General features: G+C 45.4%; 3 protein-coding genes. All 3 read left to right on the plus strand.

The window, feature by feature from the left end; genetic code table 11:
• The first annotated feature begins 38 nt into the window (after positions 1–38).
• Positions 39–1,604, plus strand: coding sequence for an AAA family ATPase (locus tag QUA50_RS21135; protein ID WP_333266504.1), 1,566 nt, complete (start codon positions 39–41; stop codon positions 1,602–1,604).
• A gap of 86 nt (positions 1,605–1,690) precedes the next feature.
• On the plus strand, positions 1,691–2,017 hold the full coding sequence (locus tag QUA50_RS21140; protein WP_333266506.1) for a hypothetical protein: 327 nt from the start codon (positions 1,691–1,693) through the stop codon (positions 2,015–2,017).
• 126 nt (positions 2,018–2,143) lie between these two features.
• Complete coding sequence (locus QUA50_RS21145) at positions 2,144–2,938, plus strand: YdcF family protein (protein ID WP_333266508.1); 795 nt, start codon at positions 2,144–2,146, stop codon at positions 2,936–2,938.
• Positions 2,939–3,068 lie beyond the last annotated feature (130 nt).

Genomic DNA, 3,068 nt, shown 5'->3' on the forward strand with positions numbered 1-3,068 from the left:
CACAATCTAAAATCTAAAATCTAAAATCTAAAATCGATATGACTGATATTTGTCTTCCACCTCTGATTCAGCAAATGTTGCAGCCCGGTTTTTACCCGCACGGGGTGACAGAACCAGTGCAGCTACTTCAGACTCACGCTTCCTTTGTTTTGCTGACAGGAGATTATACTTACAAAATCAAGAAACCTGTCAATTTTGGCTTTTTAGACTATTCAACTTTGGAGAAACGGCAGCATTTCTGCAACGAAGAATTGCTGCTGAACCGACGCACAGCACCGGAAATTTATCTAGAAGTTTTGCCAATTGTTCAAATCGGGGAGTCGTTTCAATTTGGCAGCAACTTACCTGCTAGAACTCCGGCTGAAGTGGCTGTAGAATACGCACTAAAAATGCGGGAGTTTCCTCAAGATTCGCTGTTGCTCAGTTTGTTGGAACGCGGAATGTTGACCGAGCAAATTATGGCCGACTTAGGGCGGGAAGTTGCCAATTTTCACAGCAGGGCAATTAGTAATAGCTACATTCGCAGATTTGGCGAAGTCAGTCAGATTCGCCAAGCCATAGACAACAATTACCTGATTTCGCAAAAATATATCGGCGGGCCGCAGACTCAGGCACAATTTCAGGAAACTAAAGATTATACTGATGCGTTTTTTGCAGAAAATCAAGAGTTATTTAACCTGCGGATTGCCAATAATAAAATTCGCGAGTGCCACGGAGATTTGCACTTGCGGAATATAGCATTGTGGCAAGATAAAATATTGCTGTTCGACTGCATTGAATTTAACGAGCCTTTTCGCTTTGTTGATGTCATGTACGATGTGGCTTTTACAGTAATGGATTTGGAATCGCGGGGGCGCAGAGACTTGGGCAATGCTTTTCTCAATACTTACATCGAACAAACAGGGGATTGGGAAGGACTGCAACTGTTGCCTCTGTATTTGAGCCGTCAAGCTTATGTTAGAGCAAAAGTAACTTCGTTAATGTTGGATGATGCTGCTATTTCAAATGGCAAAAAAGTAGAGGTTTCACAGACAGCAGCTCATTACTATAAACAGGCTTGGGAATACACGCAACCGCACCGGGGAAAGTTAACTTTGATGTCTGGTTTGTCGGGTTCTGGCAAGAGTACAGCGGCTCGATATTTGGCTCGCCGCACTGGGGCTATTCACATTCGATCCGATGCTGTTCGCAAACATTTAGGCGGAATTTGTTTAAATGAACGCGGGGGGCAAGATTTGTACTCGGATGAAATGACCGCGCAGACTTATGGTAGATTGTTAGAGTTGGGGATAATTCTGGCTCACAGAGGTTGGGATGTGATTTTAGATGCAAAGTTCGATCGCCAAAAATTGAGAACGGATGCGATTAATCGGGCTCAATCCCACGGCTTGCCCCTGCAAATCATTTACTGCACCGCACCAATTGAAGTATTGCGAGAACGGCTCCAACAGCGCCGGGGCGATATTGCCGACGCGACGGCAGAACTATTGAGTTCGCAGCAAGCAGCTTTTGAACCTTTGACAGAATTAGAGCAAATTTCTGTAACGATTGTAGATACCGCGCAAGACTTAGAGGTACAATTAAACTTGATTTGTGGGGAGTAGTTGCAGAGCGATCGCCCTTGGCAATTTGATTGTCTGCTAATATTGTCAATATCTTTCTGTGTTATTACAAACAAAACTTACAGCTAATGCCAAAATTTACCGGAGACTCCAAGGGGTTTAGCCCCGCGCTGATATGGTTTGTGTTGTTTACCGTTGGGTTTCGCTTAGTAGGATCTACGCTGCCCCTGAGTCTTGGTCTTGGTGTCATTGGGGGCGTGGCAGCAGGTTTAATTGTAGCTTGGTGGCACAACGAATTACTACTCAACCCGAATATAAATTCCAAGGACAAAACCTCGGATGCTATCCTCAATAAAGAAGTAGTGCAAACGGACGCCCATAAATATAGCAAAACCTCTAGGGGTGATGCTGCTACATTGTTTGGCTGGTTATCTGGGCCAGAGGATCGTCGCTAGCATTAGTCATTAGTCATTAGTCATTAGTCATTAGTCATTAGTTAACATTCACTAATGCCCTTCGTTCCAATACCCAATACTTCGGCTACGCGATCGTACAATTTCCCAATGCCAATTTCCCATTGAATGTTTGTATTTCTATCGAAACTCTTGCCGCTGTTTATTTATCCTTTGGGATTGAGTTGCCTGTTAATGATGGCGGCTTTAATCACACTTTGGAAGCGTCCCAAATGGGCGGCAGCGCCAATTGCCGGGGCTCTAATTATTTTACTCCTCGGAAGTAGCGGTTGGGTTTCAAAATCGTTAGTTCGATCGCTCGAATGGCAAAACTTACCAACCGCCGAACTCCCCCAAGCTGAAGCGATAATCGTCTTGGGCGGCGGTGTCAAAGCAGCTTTACCTCCCCGTCCTTGGGTAGAATTAGCGGAAGCGGGCGATCGAATAATCTACGGTTCCCGACTTTACAAGCAAGGCAAAGCTTCCCTGTTAGTTCTCAGCGGCGGTAGAGTAGATTGGAAAGGCGGCGGGGCTCCCGAATCGGCAGACATGGCAGAAATTGCCCAAACAATGGGTGTACCGGCATCAGCAATTCTGCAAGACCCCGATTCACACAACACTTATCAAAATGCGGTCAACGTGCGGAAAATTTTAGATGCTAAAGGCATAAAAGGGCCGGTTTTGCTAGTGACATCGGCGATGCACATGACTCGATCGCTCTTAATTTTCCAGCGTCAGGGAATAAAAGCAATTGCCGCACCAACAGACTTCCAGATAACGCAGCAGGATATCGCAGCATCCCAAAGCAATTGGCAAGCAGTCGCCTTGGATTTATTGCCGGACACCTATCAGTTAAACCAGTCAACTAAAGCTTTGAAAGAATACATCGGCTTAATCGTTTATCGTCTGCGGGGATGGCTTTAACAGAATTTTAGATTTTAGATTTGGGATTTTAGGATCGTCAATTAAATAATTTCTCTTTTTTCTTGTGGGATGGGCGTCCCGCCCGCCCCGAAAGGACGGGCGGGGCGCCCATCCCCCAACAAACCTGAAA

The organism is Microcoleus sp. M2_D5 (genome assembly GCF_036701935.1).
GTDB lineage: Bacteria > Cyanobacteriota > Cyanobacteriia > Cyanobacteriales > Microcoleaceae > Microcoleus.

Excerpts from the sequence above, each read along its gene's own strand:
- QUA50_RS21140 (WP_333266506.1), top strand. The coding sequence starts at position 1,691 with ATGCCAAAATTTACCGGAGACTCCAAGGGGTTTAGCCCCGCGCTGATA.
- QUA50_RS21135 (WP_333266504.1), top strand. The coding sequence starts at position 39 with ATGACTGATATTTGTCTTCCACCTCTGATTCAGCAAATGTTGCAGCCC.
- QUA50_RS21145 (WP_333266508.1), top strand. The coding sequence starts at position 2,144 with ATGTTTGTATTTCTATCGAAACTCTTGCCGCTGTTTATTTATCCTTTG.